Raw genomic sequence first — 21,173 nt, 5'->3', positions numbered from 1 at the left:
TCACCACCATGCTGCGCATCCTGCTGATCGACGATACCCAGAACAAGCTTGGCCGGCTCAAGGCGGCGCTGCGCGAAGCCGGTTTCGAGGTGGTCGAAGCGCCAGGCCTGACCATCGACCTGCCCGCCTGCGTCGAAACGGTGCGCCCGGACGTGGTGTTGATCGATACCGACTCACCCGACCGGGATGTGATGGAGCAGGTAGTGATGGTCAGCCGCGACCAGCCGCGGCCCATCGTACTGTTCACCGACGAGCATGACCCCGCCGTGATGCGCCAGGCGATCCAGGCCGGCGTCAGCGCCTACATCGTCGAAGGCATCCACGCCGCCCGGCTGCAACCGATCCTCGACGTGGCAATGGCCCGCTTCGAAAGCGACCAGGCGCTCAGGGCGCAACTGCTGGCGCGCGACCAGCAATTGGCCGAGCGCAAGCGCATCGAGCAGGCAAAAGGCTTGCTGATGAAGATGAAGGACTGCAATGAAGAACAGGCCTACACCCTGATGCGCCGCCAGGCCATGAGCCGGCAACAGAAGCTGATACAGGTGGCCGAGCAGATCATTGCCATGCACGAGATGCTTGGCTAGCGATGTTGGCCCAGCTCTTGCTGAAGATATCGCACCGGTAGCCAACGGCGGTTGCCCACAAACCCCGACAAAGACGTCGCTCTCCCGTCCACGCCAGTGGGCCGGGTAGCGGCGTCTTTTCGTTTCCGTTGCATTGCCGAGTGAGGTGTTCGATGAGTACCAGCTTCTGGAAATCCGGGCATGTGCCCACGCTGTTCGCCGCGTTCCTGTATTTCGACCTGAGTTTCATGGTCTGGTACCTGCTGGGCCCGCTGGCGGTGCAGATCGCCGCCGACCTGCAATTGAGTACGCAGCAGCGCGGCCTGATGGTCGCCACGCCCATCCTCGCCGGCGCGGTGCTGCGCTTCGTCATGGGGCTGCTGGTGGACCGGCTTTCGCCGAAGACCGCTGGGTTGATCGGCCAGGTCATCGTCATCGTCGCCCTCGCAAGCGCCTGGTACATGGGCGTGCACACCTATGAGCAAGCACTGCTGCTGGGCGTGTTTCTAGGGGTTGCCGGTGCGTCGTTCGCCGTGTCGCTGCCGCTCGCGTCGCAATGGTACCCGCCCCAGCATCAGGGCAAGGCCATGGGCATCGCCGGCGCGGGCAATTCCGGCACCGTGTTCGCCGCCCTGCTGGCGCCGCTGCTGGCCGCAGCCTTTGGCTGGAACAACGTGTTCGGTTTCGCGGTGATTCCGCTGGTGCTCACCCTGGTGCTGTTCGCCCTGCTCGCGCGCAACGCACCCCAACGGCCCAAACCCAAGGCCATGGCCGACTACCTCAAGGCGCTGGGCGATCGCGACAGCTGGTGGTTCATGTTCTTCTACAGCGTCACCTTCGGCGGCTTCATTGGCCTGGCCAGCGCCCTGCCCGGGTATTTCAGCGATCAGTACGGCCTGAGCCCGATCACCGCCGGCTACTACACTGCCGCCTGCGTCTTCGCCGGTAGCCTGATGCGCCCGCTGGGCGGCGCCTTGGCCGACCGCTTCGGCGGTATCCGCACCCTGCTCGGGATGTACAGCGTGGCGGCCATCTGCATCGCCGCAGTCGGTTTCAACCTGCCTAGCGCCGCTGCGGCCCTGGCCCTGTTCGTCAGCGCCATGCTGGGCCTGGGCGCCGGCAACGGCGCGGTGTTCCAGCTGGTGCCGCAACGCTTCCGCCAGGAGATCGGCGTGATGACCGGCCTGATCGGCATGGCTGGCGGCATCGGCGGCTTCCTGCTGGCAGCCGGGCTCGGCACCATCAAGCAGCACACAGGCGACTACCAGATGGGCCTTTGGCTGTTTGCCAGCCTGGGCGTGCTGGCCTGGTTCGGCCTGCATGGGGTCAAGCAGCGCTGGCGCACCACCTGGGGCTCGGCGGCGGTTACCGCGGCGCGGGTCTGAGGCACATCGATGAGCCTGCAACTGAGCTTCGCCCAGGCCAGCGCCACCGGGCCGCGCGCAGAGAACCAGGATGCCCTGCGCCTGGTCACCCCGGCGCCTGAACTTGCCGCCAGCAAGGGCTACCTGTTCGCCCTTGCCGACGGCGTCAGCCAATGTGCCGACGGAGCCCTGGCAGCACGGGCCAGCCTGCAGGCGCTGGCCATGGACTACTACGCCACGCCCGCCACCTGGGGCGTGGCCCAGGCCCTGGACCGCCTGCTGCTGGCGCAGAACCGCTGGCTGCGCGCCCAGGGCAGCCAGCCGCTGCTGACCACCCTCAGCGCCCTGGTGCTGCGTGGGCGCCGCTTCACCTTGGCACATGTCGGTGACTGCCGCGCCTACCGCTGGCACGCCGGTCGCCTGCAGTGCCTGAGCGAAGACCATGTCTGGGACCAGCCCGGCATGCAACATGTGCTCAAACGCGCGCTGGGCCTGGACCAGCACCTGCTGGTGGATTACCTGGACGGCGACCTGCAGCCCGGCGAATGCTACCTGCTGGTCAGCGACGGGGTGTGGGCCAGCCTGGGCGACCAGCACATCCAGGCCGTACTGCGCGAGCAGCCCGACTTGCAAATAGCCGCCGACACCCTGGTTGCCAGCGCCCATCACAATGGCAGCCAGGACAACGCCAGCGCCTTGCTGGTGCGGGTAGAGCAATTGGGCGCCAGCAACCTTGGAGACACCCTGGTGCAACTGCAGCAATGGCCGCTGCCAGGGGCGCTGCGCGACGGCCAGGCGATTGATGGCTGGCGGGTCGAGACGCGCCTGGCGCACAGCCGCCAGTCCCTGCTCTACCGTGTACGCGACGGGCAAGGCCAGCCGTGGCTGCTGAAAACCCTGCCCGCCGAACGCGAACACGAGCCTGGTGCTGCGCAGGCGCTGTTGCTCGAAGAATGGTTCCTGCGCCGGGTTGCCGGCCGCCACTTCCCCGAGCTGCACGCCGCCAGCCAGCGCCAGCACCTTTACTACGTGATGCGTGAGCACAGCGGCCGCACCCTGGCCGCGCAACTTGCCGAGCAAGGCCCGCTACCGCTGCCGCAGTGGCTGGAGGTGGCGCGCCAGCTGCTGCAGGCCGTCGGCGTGTTGCACCGGCGCAACCTGCTGCACCGCGACATCAAGCCCGACAACCTGCACCTGGGCGAAGACGGCCAACTGCGCCTGCTGGACTTCGGCCTGGCGTACTGCCCCGGGTTGTCGCAAGCCTCCCTGCACGAACTGCCAGGTACGCCTTCGTTCATCGCCCCGGAAGCCTTCGAAGGCCAGCCACCCAGCCCGCGCCAGGACCTCTATGCCGCAGGTGTCACGCTTTATTACCTGCTGACCGGGCACTACCCCTACGGCGAAGTCGAGGCCTTCCAACGCCCGCGCTTCGGCCAGCCGGTCAATGCATCGCGCTATCGCCCCGACTTGCCGGAATGGCTGCAGCACAACCTGCAACAGGCGGTGGCCCCAGACCCGGCGCAACGCTTCGAAACGGCCGAACACTGGCTGTTGCTGCTCGAACGGGGCGACCGTCAGGCCCTCAACAGCCAGCCTCGCCCGCTGCTCGAACGCGAGCCGCTGAAGGTATGGCGCACCTTGGCCCTGCTGTCCCTGCTACTCAACTTGATACTGCTGCTCAGCCTGCTCAAGGGCTGAACACACCTGCCGATGAGGAACCGTTGATGAATGCAAAAGTCTGGCTGGTCGGTGCCGGCCCTGGCGACCCCGAACTGCTCACCCTGAAGGCCGTACGCGCCTTGCAGCAGGCGCAGGTCGTGATGATCGACGACCTGGTCAACCCGGCCGTGCTGGAACACTGCCCGCAGGCACGCGTAATTGCCGTGGGCAAGCGTGGCGGTTGCCGCTCCACGCCACAGGCCTTTATTCAGCGCCTGATGCTGCGCCATGCGCGGCAAGGGCGCTGCGTGGTGCGGCTCAAAGGCGGCGACCCGTGCATCTTCGGGCGTGGCGGCGAAGAGGCGCTGTGGCTGCAAGGCCATGGCATCGAGGTGGAAGTGGTCAACGGTATTACCGCAGGGCTGGCGGGCGCGACGCAGTGCGGCATTTCGCTCACCTCGCGCGGCGTTAGCCGTGGGGTGACACTGGTGACAGCACATACCCAGGATGACAGCGAGCTGAATTGGGCAGCCTTGGCGCAGGGCGGCACCACCCTGGTGGTGTACATGGGTGTGGCGCGGCTGGGGCAGATTCGTCAGGGCTTGCTGGACGGTGGCATGGCGCCGACGATACCGGTGGCGATGATCGAGAATGCATCACTGCCTGAGCAGCGCGAATGCCGCAGCGATGTGCAGGGGATGCTCGAGGATGCGCGGGCGTTCGGCTTGCGCAGCCCGGCGATTCTGGTGATTGGCGAGGTGGTTGGGGCGCAGGTGATGCAGACACTGGTGGCTGCGGCCGGTTGATGCTGCGCCGGCGCTGCCCTTATCGCGGGCAAAGAAAAACCCGGCCAAGGCCGGGTTTTTCATTGAAGCCTAAGGCCAATTACTTGGACTGAGCTTCTACCTGAGCTTCAACGCGACGGTTGACAGCACGGCCTTCTTCGGTGGCGTTGTCAGCAACTGGGCGGGTTTCGCCGTAGCCAACCGAATCAACACGGGTGGATTCCACGCCGTACTGCTGGGTCAGGACCTGCTTGACAGCATTGGCGCGACGCTCGGACAGCTTCTGGTTGTAAGCGTCTGGGCCCACGGAGTCAGTGTGACCTTCAACCACGGTGGTGGTTTGTGGGTACTGCTTCATGAAGTCAGCCAGGTTTTTGATGTCGCCGTAGCTGTTAGGCTTGACGACCGACTTGTCGAAGTCGAACTTGACGTCCAGCTCAACGCGAACGACTTCGGCAACAGCCGGGCAGCCATCAGCGTCAACGGTAACGTTGGCTGGGGTGTCAGGGCACTTGTCGACGTTGTCGCAAACGCCATCGTTGTCGCTGTCGGAGCAGACTTCAGCAACTGGAGCCGGAGCAGGAGCAACCTTGCCACCGCTACCGCCGAAGTTCAGACCCACACCAACGGTTGGGCCCCACTCGGTGTTGCCGTTGTCGATGTTGTACATGGCTTCAACGCCAGCACGGGCGAAGAACATGTCGGTGATGTACCACTTGGCGCCAGCGCCAACGTTGGCGAAGGTGGAGTGGTCACGGCCGCTACGGGTAGCCTGGCCCAGGCTCTCGTGAGCGAAACCAGCGGAAACGTACGGACGCAGAGCATCGCCTACGGTACCGAAGTGGTAGGTAGCGTCGAGCTTGGCCTTGGAACCTTTGATGTCTTTGTTGAAGACTTCGCCACGAGCGTTGTGAGTCTCGTTGTAGCCCAGGTCCAGGGAGACGTCGTCGGTCAGGAAGTAACCGAGGCGCACACCAGGGTTGGTGCCGTCGTTTTTGAAGTTACGTTCGCTGTCGTAGTACTGCTTGGTTACGTTACCTTCGATTTCGACTGCGCCTTGGCCTTGAGCCAGAACGCCGAACGAAGTAGCGGCAACGAGCGAGCCAATGGCCAAGCCCAAGGTGTTTTTCAATTTCATCCGTTAAATCCCCATCTGGTGATAGTTAAGCAGTCCCACCAACAACACGGGGGACAACTCGACGGCAAGTCTAGCAGAACTCGCCGGTTGGTTAGAGATATTTGCAGGTGATTAAGTTTCCTCAAGGCCTGCAAATTTCTCCCGAAGCTTGTCTAGCGCACGCTTGTAACGCATTTTCGTTGCGCTCAAACCCATGTGCATGATGTCAGCAATCTCCTGGAATTCCAGTTCTGCGACAAAGCGCAGCACCAAAATTTCACGGTCGATCGGGTTGACATGCACAAGCCATTTGTCCAGCCCGCCTTTCTCTTCGGGTTTGGGTGCCTTGTCTTCAGACGCCTCTTCAACAGGGTCAAGACTCAGGGCATCCATCAACCGACGTTTACGTCGCTCCTTGCGGTACTGGGTAATGCACTCGTTGTACGTGATGCTGTAGAGCCAGGTCTTGAACTTGGATTTGCCCTCGAAGTTCTTCAGACCGTACAGCACCTTCAGCATCACTTCCTGACAGACATCGTCCGCATCCCGGTCGTTCCCTAGATAACGCGCACAAACGTTGAACAGGGTCCGCTGGTAGCGCCGCATGAGTTCCTCATAGGCGCGGGTAACGTGGTACAGCTCCTCATGCGAACGCGCCACCAACTCCTCGTCGGTGAGCTCGCGGGGGTCGTAACGCATGGGCGGCGAATGAACTTTATTCAAAACGGATCTGGCCGACAGTCAGGTCAATGTCGCCGCACAGCCACGCAGGCTGATTTTTGCGGCGGCATACATTAACAGCTTTTGTGCGGTTAGCGGCTATTGACACGTTGCTCAAGCAGCACGCGGTTAGACAGCGACACTAATTCGCCATCATCGGTCAACAGCGTCGTCTTGACCGTGCCAATTTCCTCGATCTGCCCTTCGACCTCTCCAATCCGCACCTGCTGGCCCACCTGAAAGAGTTCGCGAACGTAAATGCCAGCCAGAATCTGCCCGGCAAGTTCGCGGCTGCCCAGGCCCATCGCAAGCGCAACGGCCAGACCAACGGTTATCAACCCAATGACGATGACATGGTTCAGCAGGTCGGTTTTCACCTCCAGCTGGCTGATGGCAACCGAGATGCTGATGATGATCACCAGCCCCTGGGTAATGCGCCCGAGCCCTGCGGAATACTCCAGGCCGATGCCCTCGGCGGCGCCCCGCACCAGGCCGTTTGCCACCTGGGCCAACAATACGCCGGCCAGCAGCACCAAGGCTGCGCCAAACACCTTGGGCAGGTACAGGGCGAGCATGTCGAGGGTAGCCGAAACCCGCTCAAGGCCGAGCGATTCAGCGGCAGACACGAGGAAAATCAGCAGCACGAACCAGTAGACGATCTTGCCGATCAGGGTCGAGATCGGCACCTGGATGCCGCCCCGGCTGAGCATCTTGGTCAGCCCTGTACCGGCCATCAGGCGGTCCAGGCCGAACTTGGCCAACAGTTTGGACAGCAATGTATCGAGCAGCTTGGCCACCACGAAACCGAGCAGCACCACGACCAGCGCGCCGAACAGGTTGGGGATGAAGTTCGCTACCTTGGTCCATAGGGCGGTCATGGCAGTGACCAGGCTCTGGGTCCAGAGATCGAGTTCCATATTCAATCGGCCTTATCAGCTTTGCTGCCAGGGGCAGCGTTACGGGCAGAATGGCGGCGCACCGGCGCAACATGCGCCGAGCCGTTGTTCACAGCGATCAGCAGCGCCTGGCTCCAGCGGCCAAGCAGGCTGAACAGATCACCCGCGCCAACCTGGCGGTTAGCGGTTTTCAGCACGCGCCCCAGGCACGCAGCGTCGTCTCTGTCCTCACCGGACGGCGACGCCTGGAGCAGGTCACGCAGGGATTCTTCAAACGGATCGTGCATGTGCACCTCGCGCAGTGTCAGTCAGAGACGAGGGCACCGTTCGATGGGTCACACATCCCACTGGCACGAATGTTTCAATATGACTCGACATTTTCACACCCAGCGCAGCTTGCGGAACATCCACCACTGCCCTACCGCCAGCCCCAGCACGACGATGCAGGCAAACAGGAAGCCATAGGGGTTATCCGCCCCCGGAATGCCGCCGACGTTGATCCCCAGCAGGCCGGTGACAAAGCTCATGGGCAGGAAGATGCAGGTGATGATGCCGAAGCGGTACATGGTCCGGTTCATGCGCTCGCTGCGCCGCCGGTCCTCGCTTTCCAGCACCAGCGCCGCGCGCTCGCGGGCCAGTTCCAGCTCTTCCAGATAACGGATCAGGCTGTTGTTGAGCTCGTTCCAGTAATCGGCGTCGGCGTCGGCGAACCAGCTCCATTTGCTGCGCGACAGCTGAGCGTAGATTTCTCGCTGCGGGGCGAGAAAACGCCGCAAACCAGCGGCGCGCCGGCGAATTTGCTGCAGGCTCCCCTGCTCCGGCGTGTACCGTTCGTCGGCTTCGACCTTTTCTTCCTCCAGATCGACCAGCTCCGACAGGTCGCTGACCAACCCTTGAACCTTTTCCGTCAGCAATTCGCCCATCAGCAGCAACAGTTCGGACGCCGATTTCGGCCCCCTGCCCTCGTCCAGCAGCTGGAGCATTTCGTCACTGGCGCGCAGTGGCCGCAAGCGCAGGGAAATCACCCGCCGCGCCTGGGCGAAGATTCTTACCGATACCATGTCTTCAGGTTCGGCACCCGGGTTGAGGTTGACCCCGCGCAAAAACAGCAACAGCTGCTCATCGGCCAGCGGCAGCAGGCGCGGACGCGTGTTCTCCTCCAGCAGCAGGTCGCAGGCGAACGCGCTCAGGCCGCTTGCCTGCAGCAACCAGGTACGGGTTTGTGGATGGCTGCGATCCCAGTGCAGCCACAGGCTTTCCTGTGGCTGCAGTTGCAGGTCGTCCAGCGCGGTCCGGGCGATCGAGCGCGCGCCGCCTTTACCATCGAGCACCAGGGCATGCACCAGCCCCCACTGCGCGTTGTCTTCCTCGAACATCAAAGCTCCATCAGCGCGTGCGGCGCATCACTCCGGCATTTTCAGCGGGCTTGGCGAGACGATCACGCCATTGTTGTCGGCATACACATACTCGCCCGGGCGGAAGGTGACGCCGGCGAAGGTCACCGGTACGTCGAGTTCGCCAACGCCACGCTTGTTGCTCTTTTTCGGGTGACTGGCCAGCGCCTGCACGCCGACGCCGGTCTGGATCAGGATATCCACGTCACGTACACAGCCGTAGATCACCAGGCCTTCCCAGCCGTTCCTGGCGGCCTTCTCGGCCAGCATGTCGCCCAGCAACGCACAGCGCAGGGAGCCGCCACCATCGACCACCAGCACCTTGCCCTTGCCGTCGAGTTCTACCTGCTCCTTGACCAGCGAGTTGTCTTCAAAGCACTTGAGGGTGACGATCTGGCCACCGAACGAATCGCGGCCACCGAAGTTGCTGAACATCGGTTCCAGCACCTGGACCAGTTCCGGGTAGGCGTCGCACAGGTCGGGCGTTACGTAATGCTGCATGGGAAGCTCCTGTCAGTCACAACGAAAGCGGGTATCCGCCAAGGCTACACCGGGGAGGCTGTCGCAGTCATCCGGGACTGGGTGGTCATCTGCGTTTCGTCTATTGCGGCCTGTTCGCGGGCAAGCCCGTAAAGCGATCCCAGGATCAGCTGGCCGGCACAGGCTCCGCACCCACCGTTGACGCATGCACCGGTACCATCGGGTCACGCAACCAGCGCTCCACCAGCGGCCACACCTGTTCCTGCGCCGCCTTGCTCACCAGCATGTCGACATGGCCAAACGCGTCGAAGCCTTCTTCGCGGCCCAGCCTGAGAAACTGCTTGCGCTCGCCGCCCAGTTGATCGAACAGCTTGCGACAGGCCCAGACCGGGTCCTGGAAGTCGCCCGCCCCCGCCACCGCCAGCACCGGCACATCCACCTCGGCCAGCCCCGCCCACCAGTCGTTGTCCTTGTCACCGAAGCGCCCGAACAGGCCATGCCAGCGCATGCTTTCCAGGGCCAGACCCATCGGCTCATCCTCGGGCCCGCGTTTGAAACGCGGCCCGGAAATCTGCCCCCAACGTTTGAGCAGCAGCTTTGCCCCCCAGGTCACAGGTGGCACCTTGAGCGGCCAGTACACTCGGCTGATCTGCGTGCCAAAGAACGCGGCGCTGGCGACCTGCGCCGCAGGCAGAAACCCGCCCCCCAGCGCGGCTGCCAGGGTGGTACCGCCCAGGGAATGGCCAATCCAGTGCGGCGCCTTGCCAGACTGCTCCTGCACGAACGCTGCGATCAGCGGCAGGTCATCGCGGGCATAGTCGGCCACCCGGTTGTGCCGCCACTGAAGGTTGCGCGGCGACAGGCCGTGGCCGCGCATCTCCGGGATCCACACATCGAAGCCCACCCGTGCCAGGTAGGCGCCCAGGCCGATGCCTTTGGGCGAATACCAGAAACGCCGGTTGGAGAAACTGCCGTGCAAAAGAATGACCGGCACGCCCTGGGCACTGCCATGGTCGGCCAGCCCCAGGCGCGTCACGGCCAATTCAACGCTCGGGTCAGGGCTGTTGCCAGCCTTGATTCGGTACACGTCTTCGCTGAGGTCGCCACGGCGCTCGGCACTGAGCAAAGCCACGGGAAATAAACTGCTGCTGCTATGCATAGGGTTGCTTGTTGCACAAAAAAGGGCGGGATCCATTGCTGGAGCTCGCCCTGGAAAAAACCAGGCGGGGGCGCGCCAGACGCACCCCCGCGTTTTACCGCATCAGGCTGCGCCCTGGCCCTCGGCCAGGAAGAACCAGGTTTCGAGTACCGAGTCCGGGTTCAGCGACACGCTCTCGATGCCCTGCTCCATCAGCCACTTGGCCAGGTCCGGGTGGTCCGACGGGCCCTGGCCGCAGATGCCGATGTACTTGCCAGCCTTGTTGCACGCAGCAATGGCGTTGGCCAGCAGCTTCTTCACGGCCGGGTTACGTTCATCGAACAGGTGGGCGATGATCCCCGAATCGCGGTCCAGGCCCAGGGTCAGCTGGGTCAAGTCATTGGAGCCGATGGAGAAGCCGTCGAAATACTCGAGGAACTCTTCGGCCAGAATGGCGTTGGACGGCAGTTCGCACATCATGATCACGCGCAGGCCGTTGTCACCGCGGGCCAGGCCGTTTTCGGCCAACAGGTCGATGACCTGGCTGGCTTCGCCCAGGGTACGCACGAACGGCACCATGATCTCGACGTTGGTCAGGCCCATCTCGTTGCGTACACGCTTGAGCGCACGGCATTCGAGTTCGAAGCAGTCACGGAACGACTCGCTGATGTAGCGCGATGCACCGCGGAAGCCCAGCATCGGGTTTTCTTCTTCCGGCTCGTACAGCTTGCCGCCGATCAGGTTGGCGTATTCGTTGGACTTGAAGTCCGACAGGCGCACGATGACCTTTTTCGGGTAGAAGGCCGCCGCCAGGGTGCTGATGCCCTCGACCAGCTTCTCGACGTAGAAGCCGACCGGGTCGTTGTAGCCGGCGATGCGCTTGTCGACGCTCTCTTTGAGCTCCGGCGGCAGGCCGGCGTAGTTCAGCAGTGCCTTGGGGTGCACGCCGATCATGCGGTTGATGATGAACTCCAGGCGCGCCAGGCCGACACCGGCGTTGGGCAACTGGGCGAAGTCGAAGGCGCGGTCCGGGTTGCCGACGTTCATCATGATCTTGAACGGCAGGTCCGGCATGGCATCGACCGAGTTCTGCTTGACGTCGAAGCCCAGCTCGCCTTCGAAGATGAAGCCGGTGTCGCCCTCGGCGCAGGAGACGGTCACGCCCTGGCCATCCTTGAGCAGTTGGGTGGCGTTGCCGCAACCGACCACGGCCGGGATACCCAGCTCACGGGCGATGATGGCCGCGTGGCAGGTACGGCCGCCGCGGTTGGTGACAATGGCGCTGGCGCGCTTCATGACCGGTTCCCAGTCCGGGTCGGTCATGTCCGAAACCAGCACGTCGCCTGGCTGCACCTTGTCCATCTCGGACACGTCCTTGATCACACGGACCTTGCCGGCGCCGATGCGCTGGCCAATGGCACGGCCTTCAACCAGAACGGTGCCCTTCTCCTTGAGCAGATAGCGCTCCATGACATTGGCGCTGGCGCGGCTCTTCACGGTCTCGGGGCGCGCCTGGACGATGTACAGCTTGCCGTCGTCACCGTCCTTGGCCCACTCGATGTCCATTGGGCGCTGGTAGTGCTGCTCGATGATCATGGCCTGCTTGGCCAGCTCGCTGACCTCGGCGTCGGTCAGGCAGAAGCGCGCACGCTCGGCACGGTCGACTTCGACGGTCTTGACCGAACGACCGGCCTTGGCCTCGTCGCCGTAGATCATCTTGATCGCCTTGCTGCCCAGGTTACGGCGCAGGATGGCCGGCCGGCCGGCCTGCAGGGTGTTCTTGTGTACGTAGAATTCGTCAGGGTTGACCGCACCCTGCACCACGGTTTCGCCCAGGCCGTAGGCGCCGGTGATGAACACCACGTCGCGGAAGCCCGACTCGGTGTCGAGGGTGAACATCACGCCGGCAGTGCCGGTTTCCGAGCGGACCATGCGCTGCACGCCGGCAGACAGGGCCACCAGCTTATGGTCGAAGCCCTGGTGCACGCGGTAGGCGATGGCACGGTCGTTGAACAGCGAGGCGAACACTTCCTTGGCCGCGCGGATCACGTTGTCGACGCCACGGATGTTGAGGAAGGTTTCCTGCTGGCCGGCGAACGAAGCGTCTGGCAAATCTTCGGCGGTGGCCGAGGAACGCACGGCGACGGCCATGTTGTCGTTGCCGGCGGCCATTTCGGCGAAGGCCGTACGGATTTCCGAATCAAGGCGCGCCGGGAATTCGGCTTCCATCACCCACTGGCGGATTTGCGCGCCGGTCTTGGTCAGGGCATTGATGTCATCGACGTCCAGCGCGTCGAGCGCGGCGTGAATGCGGTCGTTCAGCCCGCTCTGCTCGAGAAAATCACGGTACGCCTGAGCCGTAGTGGCAAAGCCGCCCGGCACCGACACGCCGGCACCGGCGAGGTTACTGATCATCTCGCCCAGGGATGCGTTCTTGCCCCCCACATGCTCCACATCATGGACGCCGAGCTTATCGAGGGAAACTACGTACTCTACCAAGGTGATCTCTCCACTAACTGTATTGGAAAAGCTCAAGGGCGCCCGCCTGTCTTTGTGACTTGGCCGGGCGCTTGTGGCCTGTACCTGGAAAATAAGTGAGAATGCCGACAGCCGCATTCGGCAAACCGAACTTATCATATCCAAGAAACGTCATCAGCTTAAGGCCCAGATCGCAAATGAAACGAACCGCGTTCTTCATCTCCGATGGCACCGGCATCACTGCCGAAACCCTGGGCCAAAGCCTGCTCGCGCAATTCGATAGCATTCCGTTCAACAAATTCACCCGCCCGTACATCGATACGCCGGACAAGGCGCGGACCATGGTGCAGCAGATAAACGCTGCGGCCGAGCGTGACGGGATGCGCCCGATCATCTTCGACACCATCGTCAACCAGGACATCCGAGAGATCCTGGCCACGTCGAACGGCTTCATGATCGACATCTTTTCGACGTTTTTATCCCCGCTCGAGCAGGAATTGACTGCCCATTCGTCGTATTCCGTAGGCAAATCCCACTCGATCGGCGGCAATTCCAACTACATGGAACGCATCGAGGCGGTCAATTTCGCCCTCGACAATGACGATGGTGCGCGCACCCATTACTACGACAAGGCCGACCTGATCCTGGTCGGCGTGTCGCGTTGTGGCAAGACCCCAACCTGCCTGTACATGGCGATGCAGTTCGGCATCCGCGCCGCCAACTACCCGCTGACCGAAGACGACATGGAGCGCCTGCAGTTGCCAGCGGTGCTGAAAAAGCACCACAACAAGCTGTTCGGCCTGACCATCGACCCCGACCGCCTCACCGCCATCCGCCATGAGCGCAAGCCCAACAGCCGCTATTCGAGCTTTGCCCAGTGCGAGTTCGAGGTACGTGAGGTGGAGAGCCTGTTCCGCCGGGAGAACATTCCCAACATCAATTCCACGCATTTTTCGGTGGAAGAGATTTCGGCGAAGATCCTGGTGGAGAAAGGGGTGGAGCGGCGGTTCAAGTAAGCCTGTTCCGGCCCTTTCGCGGGGCAAGCCCGCTCCCACAGATGCCCCAGCGAGCTTGAGGGCGGTGGGAAACCTGTGAGCTTAAGGACGGTGTGGAACCTGTGGGAGCGGGCTTGCCCCGCGAAGAGGCCGTCACTGACACACAAAAAAGCCCCGGCATCACTGCCGGGGCTTTTTCATTTCACCTGAAGGATCAGGAAGGCACCACCGCCGCCTGCCCACTCATCGCCAGGTCGACCAGCTCGCGGTTGGCCACCGCGTACATCGCATAGTCAGTCCCCGTGGCATTGCGCAAGTCGTCCAGCATCGCGCGCCAGCGCTCGACCATCACCCGGTGCTGCTCTACCCACAGCGCCACCCGGGCGTCCATGTCTTCCGGCGCATCGGCCATCTGCAACACGGAAATGGTGATCGCCCGCTGCTGCAGGTCGATGTCGTCGCGGAACGCCTCGCGGGCCAGGGCCTGCCAGTTGTTTTCCACCGGCAGGTTGCTGATTTCCTGCAGGTACCAGGTAAGGTCCAGCGAGCTGCCGACGGCAAAGAACGCCTTGGCCACCTGGGCAGGATCATGCCCGGTAACGTCGGCCGCCTCGATGATCGGCAGCAGCGTGTACAAGTGGCTGGTACCCGCCACCATACGCGCCAGCAACTCCGGCACACCGGCGTCGACGAAACTCTGGTAGCGGACCATCCAGCGCTCGCGGGTCGGGCCTTCCAGCAGCTCGTCGAGCTTCAGGCCCAGTTGCGCGATCTTCGGCCCGAAGTGCGCAGTGTCACGCCCGGCATCCTGCTCGTTGCGCCGGCTGCGCAGGAACCAGCGCGTAGCGCGGCGGCCCAGGCGCATCAACTCGTCCATCAGCGTCAGCTGGATTTCCGCCGGCACCTGGTAGTCGAGCGCCTCGATCTGGCGGAACCAGTGCGGCAGGTGGAAGATATCGCGCACGATCACATAGGCCCCGGCGACGTTGGCCGGGCTCATGCCAGTGGACTCTTTGAGCCGCTGCACGAAGGTGATGCCCATGTTGTTGACCAGGTCGTTGGCGATCTGGGTGCTGACGATTTCGCGCTTCAGACGGTGGCGACGCATGGCTTCGGCGAACTTGCTGACCAACGACGGCGGGAAGGCGGTTTCCATGTCGCGGGTCAGGTAGTCGTCGTCCGGCACCAGCGACTTGAGCAACTGCTCCTTGAGGTCGATCTTGCTGTACGAGATCAGCACCGATAGCTCGGCACGGGTCAGGCCCTGGCCGGCAGCCAGGCGCTCGGCCAGTTGCTCCTCGGACGGCAGGAACTCGATGGCCCGGTCCAGCTTGCCGCGGCCTTCCAGGTCGGCCATCAGGCGCTTGTATTCGGCGATGCGTTCGCGGGCGCGACGGGCCGCCAGCGACAGCGCCTGGGTTTGCTTGTAGTTGTTGCCGAGCACCAGGCCAGCAACTTCATCGGTCATGCTGCCGAGCAGCTGGTTGCGCTGCTTCTCGGTCATGTCGCCACCCTGCACCACTTCGTTGAGCAGGATCTTGATGTTGACCTCGTGGTCGGAGCAGTCCACGCCGCCAGCGTTGTCGATGAAGTCGGTGTTGGTGGCGCCGCCATGCAGGCCGAATTCGACGCGGCCGAGCTGGGTCATGCCGAGGTTGCCGCCCTCACCCACCACCTTGCAGCGCAGCTCGTTGCCGTTGACCCGCAGCGCGTCGTTGGCCTTGTCGCCGACATCGGCGTGGCTTTCAGTGCTGGCCTTGACATAGGTGCCGATACCGCCGTTCCACAGCAGGTCTACCGGCGCCTTCAGCAGCGCATGCAGCAGCTCGGTCGGGGTCAGGCGGTCGGCTTCGATGGCGAAGCGTGCTTTCATCTGCGGGCTGATGGCGATGCTCTTGGCACTGCGCGGGAAGATCCCGCCGCCTTCGGACATGATGCTGGTGTTGTAGTCGCTCCAGGCCGAACGCGGCAAGTCGAACAGCCGTTGGCGCTCAACGAAGCTGGTGGCTGGGTCCGGGTTCGGGTCGATGAAGATGTGCAGGTGGTTGAACGCTGCCACCAGCTGCAGCTTGTCGGACATCAGCAGGCCGTTGCCGAACACGTCGCCGGCCATGTCGCCGACGCCGATCACGGTGATCGGGTCCTGCTGCACGTTGATGCCGCGCTCACGGAAGTGGCGCTGCACGCCCACCCAGGCGCCGCGGGCAGTGATGCCCATCTTCTTGTGGTCGTAACCGGCCGAGCCGCCCGAGGCGAAGGCGTCGCCCAGCCAGAAGCCGTAGTCGATGGCGATGCCGTTGGCAATGTCGGAGAAGGTTGCGGTGCCTTTGTCGGCCGCCACGACCAGGTACGGGTCATCGTCATCGTGGCGCACCACGTTGGCCGGTGGCAGCACGCCGCCGTCCTTGAGGTTGTCGGTGATGTCGAGCAGGCCCGAGATGAAGATGCGGTAGCAGGCCACGCCTTCAGCCGCGATTTCATCGCGCGTGCCGCCCAACGGCAGGCGCCGGGGCAGGAAGCCGCCCTTGGCGCCGACCGGCACGATCACCGAGTTCTTCACCTGCTGGGCCTTGACCAGGCCGAGCACCTCGGTGCGGTAGTCTTCTTCCCGGTCCGACCAGCGCAGCCCGCCGCGGGCGACGTTGCCAAAGCGCAGGTGCACGCCCTCGACCCGAGGCGAATAGACGAAAATCTCGAACTTCGGCACCGGCTTGGGCAGTTCGGGGATGAGCTTGGGGTTGAACTTGAAGCTGAAGTACGGCTTGCTCTGGCCGTTGGCATCCGGCTGGTAGAAGTTGGTGCGCAGGGTGGCCTTGATCAGGTCCAGGTAGCGGCGCAGGATGCGGTCTTCGTTGAGCACCTGCACGTCGTCCAGGGCGGTGAGGATGGCCTGCTCAAGGCGCTGCTGCTTGTCGTCAAGGTCATCAAGGGTGAGCTTGCGCGCCAGGTAGAAGCGGGTCTTGAACAGCCGCGTCAGCTCGCGGGCGATGTCGGTGTGGTTGTTCAGGGTGCTGGCGATGTAACCGAGGTCGAAGCCCAGGCGGATCTGCTTGAGGTAGCGGGCATAGGCGCGCAGCAGCGCCACGTCGCGCCATGGCAGGCCGGCGGTGAGTACCAGGCGGTTGAAGGCGTCGTTTTCGGCATCGCCCTGGACGATATGGATGAACGCGTCCTGGAGCACGTCGTTGAGCTGCTGGATGTCCAGGCTCAAGCCTTCGCTGTAGGTGAAGGCAAAGTCGTGGATCCAGTACTCACGGCCACTGGCGTGGCGCAGGCGATAGGGGAATTCGCCGAGCACGCGCAGGCCGAGGTTCTCGAGGATCGGCAGCACGTCCGACAGCGCCAGCGGGGTGTCGGCGTGGTACAGCTTGCAGTGCAGCAGGCGGTCGCCCAGGCGCGTCAGCGGCTGGTAGAAGCTCATCGCCAGCGGCTTGCTCTCGGACAGCGCCAGCACATGCTGCAGGTCGACCACCGCCGAGTGCGCGGCAAAGCGCTCGCGGTAGCCGGCCGGGAAGCCTTTGGGGAAATCGGCGAGGATGTTGGTGCCCTGGGCTTCGCCGAAGTTCTCGACCACCAGTGCCGAGTAGTCGTCATGCCACGAGCGGCAGGCCTGGATCACTTCGTTTTCCAGCTGCTGCGGGTCGATGTCGATGCGGTTCTTCGGGTCCACCCGCAGAATCAGTTGCACACGGGCCAGCACCGACTCGGAGAAGAAGGTCCAGAACTCGCAGTCGCTGGCCTTGAGGCGCTCCATCAGCACCTGCTGGATCTTCTGCCGTACTTCGGTGGAGTAGATTTCCCGCGGCACATAGGCCAGGCAGTAGCAGAAGCGCCCGTAGGGGTCCTTGCGCAGGAACACGCGGATCTTGTTGCGTTCCTGGATCTGCACGATCGACATCACGGTGCTGAACAGCTCGTCGATCGGGGTCTGGAACAGGTCGTCGCGCGGCAGCACTTCAAGCACCTGCGCCAGCTCCTTGCCCAGGTGCGCCTTGGGGTCGAAGCCCGAGCGGCGCTCCACTTCGGCAACCTTGACCCGGATGTAGGGGATGGCATGCACGCTCTCGCCGTACACCGAGGAGGTGTACAGCCCCATGAAGCGGTGCTCCTTGACCACCTTGCCGTCGGCGTCCAGCTGGCGGATCGACACGTAGTCCGGGTAGGCCGGGCGGTGCACGCGGCTAGGCAGCGCGGCCTTGGCGAAAGACAGCAGCAGCGGCTCGGCCAGGTAAGCCACGGCGTAGTCTTCGATACGCAGCTCTTCGGCCGTCAGGCCCACGCGCAGGCGGCGCGGCAGGCCGAGGAACGACTGCTCGTCGTAGACCATCTGGCCGCCGGCACTGTCGGCCTGCACGGTGAATTCCTCGTAGCCGAGGAAGGTGAAATGGTTGTCCAGCAGCCATTCGAGGAACGCTTTGACCTCACCCTTTTCATGCTGCGCCGGGGCGTACGCGGTTTGCTCCACCTCTGCCACGACTTCACGCAGCTTGGCCTTCATCGGCTCGAAGTCGGCCACCGCCACGCGCACTTCGGCCAGTACCTGCTCGATTTCGCGGGTAAGCACGTTCAGCTCTGCGGCATTGGCGCAGCGGTCGATTTCCAGGTACATCAGCGATTCATGGCGTACACCCTCGCCCTGGCTGCCCTTGGGCAGCAGCTCGAGCAGCTCGCCCTTGGCGTCACGGCGCACGCTGAGCACCGTGGTCTGCAGGGTATGGATGCTGTAGCCACGGCGGTTGAGTTCGGTACGTACCGAATCGACCAGGAATGGCAGGTCGTGGTGCAGCACTTCGACCACGGTGTGGGTCGATTGCCAGCCGTTGCGTTCGTAATCGGGGTTGTACACCCGCACTTGCGGTTGCTCGGAGTCGAAACGCTCGATGATGCGCCAGGCAGAAAGGGTGCAGCCGGCCAGGTCCGACAGCCTGCGCTGGGTGAGTTCGTCCATGGAAATGATGCCGAAGAACTGCTCGGCGAACAGCGCCACTTGTGGCAGTGACTGCTCGCTGATGTGCTGCGCCAGGGCCGCTTGCAGTTGATGCTGAAAGTCGGCTTTGCTGGCTGCGGTGAAGAACGCCATCTGTGGTACTCCGCTTGGGCTTTGTAATAATTGAAGCGTCGCGTGCGTCCGACGGTTACGGATCAACGATAGCCAACCCGTGGCAAGCCGGACGCATATGTTCAGGGCTCGCGGAAGCTTAACGACTGATCGGTCATCGCCGCTTGCAGCGCTGCGACAATTTCGGTCAAGGGGGGGTAACTTTACGTTTATGGATGCACGCAAGGCTGTCAGAATTCACTTTCGTTTCCATTGACCCGAGTCGCTTCCATGCAAATCACCACTGCCCTGCTGTTCGCCACCCCTTGCGATGACGAGGAAGACAACATGGCGACCCTGTGCTGCCACAGCGACAAGGGGCAGATGTTCTTGCTGACCCGCTACCCGGATGAAGACACCGTCGACCTGACCCTGGACGATGAGCCGTCGACACTGGATGGGTTGAAGGTAACCCTCAGTGCCCAGCGTTTGCTGATAGAAGTGGCGGCGGGCGACCGCGATGCGTTGAAGGGGGATGAGGCGCTGGAGATCGTGCTGACTTCGGCGGGGACTGACCTGGAAGAAGTTGCGCTGACCCTGGAGAACATCCTCAAAGGCACCGGCACCTTCGTCAACGAACTTTGAGGTGGTCAGTTCCGGCCTCATCGCCGGCAAGCCGGCTCCCACAATGACTGCGGCGCTGCTCAGCCCTGTGGGAGATTACCCAGCCGTTCGGGCTGCGCTGTCGCGCAGAGAACAAGGCCCGCGAGCGCGCCGCATACCCTGTGGGAGCGGCTTCAGCCGCGAAGCAGGCGCCGCGGTGGATGGCACCGGGTGACAAACCGCAGGTGTCGCCGCTGAAGCTGTTGCTGCGCAATGACCTGAAGGGCCTGGCCGTGGTGTTCTTCGTGGCCATCGGCTACAACGCCCTGAGCTACATCTTCAAGACGTTCTCGCTGGCCTACCTGACCCAGTTCAAGGGCGTCGAAGCGCATGTCACGTCGCTGTCGGTGACCATCGCCAGCCTGGTAGCGATTTTCGCCGTGCCGTTTTTCGGCTGGCTGTGCGACCGCTGGAGCAGCAAGACCGTGCTGATGCTCGGCGGCGCATTGTCGGTGCTGTTCGCCTACCCATTCCTGCAATTGCTGAGCACCGGTGAGCCGATGCTGATCTACGTGGCCATCGCCATCGGCACCGGCATCCTTGCGCCGATGATGTTCGCCCCGCAGGGCTCGTTCCTCAGCCGCCAGTTCCCGACCCAGACACGCTCGTCGGGCTTTGGTACCGGGCGCGAGATTGGTACGGCAGTCGCCGGTGGCGGGTTCGGCGACGCACTCCACCGATGGCGTGGCGTTGATCCTGGCGATAGCCGGGGTGCTGGTTGTAGTGTTTGCCCTGTGCGACCAGGGTCGCAAACATTCCAGTTCGAAAAACTGACCCTATGAGCATCGCGCGAGATCTGCAACGGCGTTGCACCCAAGCGCAGATTTCGACGCGGCACCGCGGATAGATTAAAGTATCCCCCCCTGCCAGGTCGGTTGCCCACAACGCACGCCCTGGCGCTCTTCCAGGAACCGTCGCCGATGGAACACCGTGAAGCGCTGATCGCGCTACGCACTTTTCTTTCCTCCCAGATCCTAGGCCAGGAGAAGCTGGTCGAGCGTCTGCTGATCGTGCTTCTGGCTGACGGCCACATGCTGGTCGAGGGCGCGCCGGGCCTGGCCAAGACCAAGGCCATCAAAGAGCTTGCCGAGGGGGTGGAAGCGCAGTTCCATCGCATCCAGTTCACCCCCGACCTGCTGCCGGCCGACATCACCGGCACTGAAATCTATCGCCCGGAAACCGGCAGCTTCGTGTTCCAGCAGGGGCCGATCTTCCACAACCTGGTGCTGGCCGACGAAATCAACCGCGCGCCCGCCAAGGTGCAGTCTGCCCTGCTCGAGGCCATGGCCGAGCGCCAGGTCAGTGTGGGCCGCAGCACCTATGACCTGTCGCCCCTGTTTCTGGTCATGGCCACGCAGAACCCGATCGAGCAGGAAGGCACCTACCCGCTGCCCGAAGCCCAGCTCGACCGCTTTCTCATGCACGTGAAAATCGGCTTCCCCGATGCCGCCGTGGAGCGGCGTATTCTTGCCCAAGCCCGCGGCGAAGCCCTGGGCGGTGAGGTCAAGCCCGAGCGGCGGGTCAGCCAGCAAGCGATCTTTGCCGCGCGCAAGGAAATTCTCGGCCTGTACATGGCCGACGCCGTAGAGGAATACCTGGTGCAACTGGTCATGGCCACCCGCACCCCGGCCAAGTTCGATACCGAACTGGCCGACTGGATCGCCTACGGTGCCAGCCCACGAGGCTCCATTGCCCTGGACCGCTGCGCCCGGGCCCATGCCTGGCTGGCCGGGCGCGACTTCGTCAGCCCCGAGGATATCCAGGCAGTGCTGTTCGACGTGTTGCGCCACCGCATCATCCTATCGTTCGAAGCGGAGGCGGCGGGGGTCGACCAGGACCGCGTGGTTCAGCGCATCCTCGACGTCGTCGCCGTTGCCTGAGCC

The 21,173-nt window shown here is 63.4% G+C and carries 16 protein-coding genes and 1 pseudogene; 8 read left to right on the top strand and 9 right to left on the bottom strand.

The window, feature by feature from the left end:
* The first annotated feature begins 8 nt into the window (after positions 1 to 8).
* The 4 genes from ABEH27_RS12090 to cobA all read left to right on the top strand — a co-directional run bounded on the left by ABEH27_RS12090 (position 9) and on the right by cobA (position 4,392).
* Positions 9 to 584: an ANTAR domain-containing protein gene (locus tag ABEH27_RS12090; RefSeq protein ID WP_346613801.1), complete on the top strand. Its 576-nt coding sequence runs from the start codon at positions 9 to 11 to the stop codon at positions 582 to 584.
* Between the two features lie 152 nt (positions 585 to 736).
* The gene (locus ABEH27_RS12085) at positions 737 to 1,948 is read left to right on the top strand and encodes a nitrate/nitrite transporter (protein ID WP_346613800.1); all 1,212 of its coding nucleotides are present in this window, start codon (positions 737 to 739) and stop codon (positions 1,946 to 1,948) included.
* Between the two features lie 9 nt (positions 1,949 to 1,957).
* A complete protein-coding gene (locus ABEH27_RS12080; protein ID WP_346613799.1) occupies positions 1,958 to 3,625 on the top strand; it encodes a bifunctional protein-serine/threonine kinase/phosphatase in 1,668 nt (555 codons plus the stop codon).
* 26 nt (positions 3,626 to 3,651) lie between these two features.
* Positions 3,652 to 4,392, top strand: coding sequence for a uroporphyrinogen-III C-methyltransferase (gene cobA, locus ABEH27_RS12075; RefSeq protein ID WP_346613798.1), 741 nt, complete (start codon positions 3,652 to 3,654; stop codon positions 4,390 to 4,392).
* Positions 4,393 to 4,471: 79 nt separating this feature from the next.
* Here the strand turns inward: cobA and ABEH27_RS12070 are convergent, their stop codons facing one another.
* The 8 genes from ABEH27_RS12070 to ppsA form a co-directional block, all read right to left on the bottom strand.
* Positions 4,472 to 5,509, bottom strand: a complete 1,038-nt coding sequence (locus tag ABEH27_RS12070) for an OmpA family protein (protein ID WP_346613797.1) — start codon at positions 5,507 to 5,509, stop codon at positions 4,472 to 4,474.
* Between the two features lie 111 nt (positions 5,510 to 5,620).
* Positions 5,621 to 6,187, bottom strand: a complete 567-nt coding sequence (gene sigX / locus ABEH27_RS12065) for an RNA polymerase sigma factor SigX (protein ID WP_346613796.1) — start codon at positions 6,185 to 6,187, stop codon at positions 5,621 to 5,623.
* A gap of 113 nt (positions 6,188 to 6,300) precedes the next feature.
* Complete coding sequence (locus tag ABEH27_RS12060; RefSeq protein ID WP_346613795.1) at positions 6,301 to 7,125, bottom strand: mechanosensitive ion channel domain-containing protein; 825 nt, start codon at positions 7,123 to 7,125, stop codon at positions 6,301 to 6,303.
* Positions 7,126 to 7,127: 2 nt separating this feature from the next.
* Positions 7,128 to 7,391, bottom strand: coding sequence for a CrfX protein (locus ABEH27_RS12055; RefSeq protein WP_346613794.1), 264 nt, complete (start codon positions 7,389 to 7,391; stop codon positions 7,128 to 7,130).
* Between the two features lie 93 nt (positions 7,392 to 7,484).
* A complete protein-coding gene (locus tag ABEH27_RS12050) occupies positions 7,485 to 8,480 on the bottom strand; it encodes a zinc transporter ZntB (protein WP_346613793.1) in 996 nt (331 codons plus the stop codon).
* 27 nt (positions 8,481 to 8,507) lie between these two features.
* Positions 8,508 to 8,999 carry a ribonuclease E activity regulator RraA gene (gene rraA / locus ABEH27_RS12045; protein WP_346613792.1) on the bottom strand — a complete coding sequence of 164 codons (492 nt, stop codon included), beginning with the start codon at positions 8,997 to 8,999 and terminating at the stop codon, positions 8,508 to 8,510.
* A gap of 145 nt (positions 9,000 to 9,144) precedes the next feature.
* Entirely contained in the window at positions 9,145 to 10,173 is a 1,029-nt protein-coding gene (locus tag ABEH27_RS12040) for an alpha/beta fold hydrolase (RefSeq protein ID WP_346613791.1), read from the bottom strand.
* A 66-nt stretch (positions 10,174 to 10,239) separates the two neighbouring features.
* A complete protein-coding gene (ppsA, locus tag ABEH27_RS12035; protein WP_346613790.1) occupies positions 10,240 to 12,615 on the bottom strand; it encodes a phosphoenolpyruvate synthase in 2,376 nt (791 codons plus the stop codon).
* A 176-nt stretch (positions 12,616 to 12,791) separates the two neighbouring features.
* Here ppsA and ABEH27_RS12030 point away from each other — a divergent pair, with 176 nt between their 5' ends.
* Positions 12,792 to 13,610, top strand: a complete 819-nt coding sequence (locus tag ABEH27_RS12030) for a pyruvate, water dikinase regulatory protein (RefSeq protein WP_012313507.1) — start codon at positions 12,792 to 12,794, stop codon at positions 13,608 to 13,610.
* Positions 13,611 to 13,803: 193 nt separating this feature from the next.
* Here the strand turns inward: ABEH27_RS12030 and ABEH27_RS12025 are convergent, their stop codons facing one another.
* A complete protein-coding gene (locus ABEH27_RS12025) occupies positions 13,804 to 18,669 on the bottom strand; it encodes an NAD-glutamate dehydrogenase (protein ID WP_346613789.1) in 4,866 nt (1,621 codons plus the stop codon).
* A 249-nt stretch (positions 18,670 to 18,918) separates the two neighbouring features.
* Between ABEH27_RS12025 and ABEH27_RS12020 the strand changes: the two genes are divergently transcribed.
* The 3 genes and pseudogenes from ABEH27_RS12020 to ABEH27_RS12010 all read left to right on the top strand — a co-directional run bounded on the left by ABEH27_RS12020 (position 18,919) and on the right by ABEH27_RS12010 (position 21,170).
* The gene (locus tag ABEH27_RS12020) at positions 18,919 to 19,272 is read left to right on the top strand and encodes a hypothetical protein (RefSeq protein WP_346613788.1); all 354 of its coding nucleotides are present in this window, start codon (positions 18,919 to 18,921) and stop codon (positions 19,270 to 19,272) included.
* Positions 19,273 to 19,478: 206 nt separating this feature from the next.
* Positions 19,479 to 20,064, top strand: a pseudogene (locus ABEH27_RS12015) (MFS transporter); the annotation flags it as partial.
* A 146-nt stretch (positions 20,065 to 20,210) separates the two neighbouring features.
* Positions 20,211 to 21,170: a MoxR family ATPase gene (locus ABEH27_RS12010; RefSeq protein WP_039601915.1), complete on the top strand. Its 960-nt coding sequence runs from the start codon at positions 20,211 to 20,213 to the stop codon at positions 21,168 to 21,170.
* The last annotated feature ends 3 nt before the right edge of the window (positions 21,171 to 21,173 follow it).

Origin of the sequence: Pseudomonas sp. P39-UII1 (assembly GCF_039672635.1) — a bacterium.
Taxonomy (GTDB): Bacteria; Pseudomonadota; Gammaproteobacteria; order Pseudomonadales; family Pseudomonadaceae; genus Aquipseudomonas.
This window is presented reverse-complemented; position numbering and strand designations above follow the sequence as displayed.

Bases quoted from the DNA above. Each gene is read 5' to 3' on its own strand.
- ABEH27_RS12080 (WP_346613799.1), top strand. From the start codon at position 1,958: ATGAGCCTGCAACTGAGCTTCGCCCAGGCCAGCGCCACCGGGCCGCGC.
- rraA (WP_346613792.1), bottom strand. From the start codon at position 8,999: ATGCAGCATTACGTAACGCCCGACCTGTGCGACGCCTACCCGGAACTG.
- ABEH27_RS12020 (WP_346613788.1), top strand. From the start codon at position 18,919: ATGCAAATCACCACTGCCCTGCTGTTCGCCACCCCTTGCGATGACGAG.
- ABEH27_RS12070 (WP_346613797.1), bottom strand. From the start codon at position 5,509: ATGAAATTGAAAAACACCTTGGGCTTGGCCATTGGCTCGCTCGTTGCC.
- ABEH27_RS12050 (WP_346613793.1), bottom strand. From the start codon at position 8,480: ATGTTCGAGGAAGACAACGCGCAGTGGGGGCTGGTGCATGCCCTGGTG.
- ABEH27_RS12085 (WP_346613800.1), top strand. From the start codon at position 737: ATGAGTACCAGCTTCTGGAAATCCGGGCATGTGCCCACGCTGTTCGCC.
- ABEH27_RS12090 (WP_346613801.1), top strand. From the start codon at position 9: ATGCTGCGCATCCTGCTGATCGACGATACCCAGAACAAGCTTGGCCGG.
- ABEH27_RS12055 (WP_346613794.1), bottom strand. From the start codon at position 7,391: ATGCACGATCCGTTTGAAGAATCCCTGCGTGACCTGCTCCAGGCGTCG.
- ABEH27_RS12060 (WP_346613795.1), bottom strand. From the start codon at position 7,125: ATGGAACTCGATCTCTGGACCCAGAGCCTGGTCACTGCCATGACCGCC.
- ABEH27_RS12030 (WP_012313507.1), top strand. From the start codon at position 12,792: ATGAAACGAACCGCGTTCTTCATCTCCGATGGCACCGGCATCACTGCC.
- ABEH27_RS12040 (WP_346613791.1), bottom strand. From the start codon at position 10,173: ATGGATCCCGCCCTTTTTTGTGCAACAAGCAACCCTATGCATAGCAGC.
- ABEH27_RS12010 (WP_039601915.1), top strand. From the start codon at position 20,211: ATGGAACACCGTGAAGCGCTGATCGCGCTACGCACTTTTCTTTCCTCC.
- ABEH27_RS12025 (WP_346613789.1), bottom strand. From the start codon at position 18,669: ATGGCGTTCTTCACCGCAGCCAGCAAAGCCGACTTTCAGCATCAACTG.
- sigX (WP_346613796.1), bottom strand. From the start codon at position 6,187: ATGCGTTACGACCCCCGCGAGCTCACCGACGAGGAGTTGGTGGCGCGT.
- cobA (WP_346613798.1), top strand. From the start codon at position 3,652: ATGAATGCAAAAGTCTGGCTGGTCGGTGCCGGCCCTGGCGACCCCGAA.